This is a genomic window from Bartonella sp. AP150HLJHH, assembly GCF_042196385.1.
Taxonomy (GTDB): Bacteria; Pseudomonadota; Alphaproteobacteria; order Rhizobiales; family Rhizobiaceae; genus Bartonella.
Map to the genome: position 1 here is coordinate 1 of NZ_JBHIQC010000101.1, position 1060 is coordinate 1060.

The 1060-nt window shown below is 47.9% G+C and carries 3 protein-coding genes; all 3 read right to left on the reverse strand.

Annotated features, from left to right (window positions below; all coding sequences use genetic code 11):
- Window positions 1-9: 9 nt before the first annotated feature.
- On the reverse strand, window positions 10-390 hold the full coding sequence (locus ACFING_RS09870; protein ID WP_375613760.1) for a GPW/gp25 family protein: 381 nt from the start codon (window positions 388-390) through the stop codon (window positions 10-12).
- Between the two features lie 3 nt (window positions 391-393).
- Window positions 394-594 carry a hypothetical protein gene (locus ACFING_RS09875; protein ID WP_375620339.1) on the reverse strand — a complete coding sequence of 67 codons (201 nt, stop codon included), beginning with the start codon at window positions 592-594 and terminating at the stop codon, window positions 394-396.
- A 12-nt stretch (window positions 595-606) separates the two neighbouring features.
- The coding region (locus ACFING_RS09880) for a baseplate assembly protein (RefSeq protein WP_375630789.1) at window positions 607-1060 on the reverse strand (454 nt) is incomplete at its 5' end.

The following is a 1060-nucleotide window of genomic DNA, read 5'->3' on the forward strand; positions in this document are numbered from 1 at the left end:
GGTTCAAACTCAGTCATCACCAACCTCTAAATTGATGCTCATTGGCTCTTGGTGTGACCAATCTCCCAAATGCCCATTGGGATAAAAAACACCCGTTAAAACAAAATGGAACGTGCCTTCACGCGTTGCTTTTGTCAGATCAATCCTCTGCAACGAGAACCCAGGCTCTCCACACTCTGGATCATCGAGTGCTTCAACAATTGCTTGATAAAGCTGCATCATCGTCGCAGGATCAGCATTGGCATCTTGGAATGCTCCAACATCACATCCATAATGACGACGCAAAACCCGTGTCCCAATTCTTGTCGTCAGACATTTACGAAGTGACTGTTGACAATGCGCAAAGCCATACAAGAGAGAGCCATCCTTTTCGCTCATCCCGCACCGCATGCTTTAAGCCCCTTTGCTTGTCTTTGTGGTAGAGACCGTTGGGGCCGCAGCAACAACAGGGGCTGGTTTTTCAGCGATCTGACCAAGCAGCAACGGATATTTAGCCGCTTCCTCACTTAAACAAATTTCCTCACCCTTGCCTGGTGAACGCTTGCCTGCAACAAAATCGGCATTGGTTAAAATAACATAAGTGTTCTCACGCATGATAAAACTCCTTTAAAGAGGGGAAGAGGTTGTGGAGGGACCCATTTTGACCCCACCGTGTTTGTGGCTTGCGCCAACAGATTTTTGATTATGCTGTAAATCTTCTGCTTGAATGTGCACACTGCCCGTTAATTCAACACGGGTTGCTTGATGAGAAAGCACCAAACCTTGTGCACTCAAATGAATTTGATTTTCCCCATGGGAGAGAATAAGTTCATCTTTTGTCATCCGCAAAGCGCCACCGGCATAACACAGAGCAAGTTCTTGGAAAGAGCGTGCGGGATTAGGCGCATCCTCACTATAGCTATCGCGCACCACCAGAGAGGCAGAACCAATTTCGCCATGGGGGTTCAACAACCGCACCGGATCACCAACATGGAGGGGCATATTGCTTGAAAGAGCGCCAGAAGCTTCTTGCGCTTGCAACCAAGGCGATAAAACCGCTTGTCCATTAGAACCCTGTTCG

What these genes read in the sequence shown, in the direction of transcription:
- ACFING_RS09870 (WP_375613760.1), bottom strand. Translation starts at nt 390, where the DNA reads ATGCGGTGCGGGATGAGCGAAAAGGATGGCTCTCTCTTGTATGGCTTT.
- ACFING_RS09875 (WP_375620339.1), bottom strand. Translation starts at nt 594, where the DNA reads ATGCGTGAGAACACTTATGTTATTTTAACCAATGCCGATTTTGTTGCA.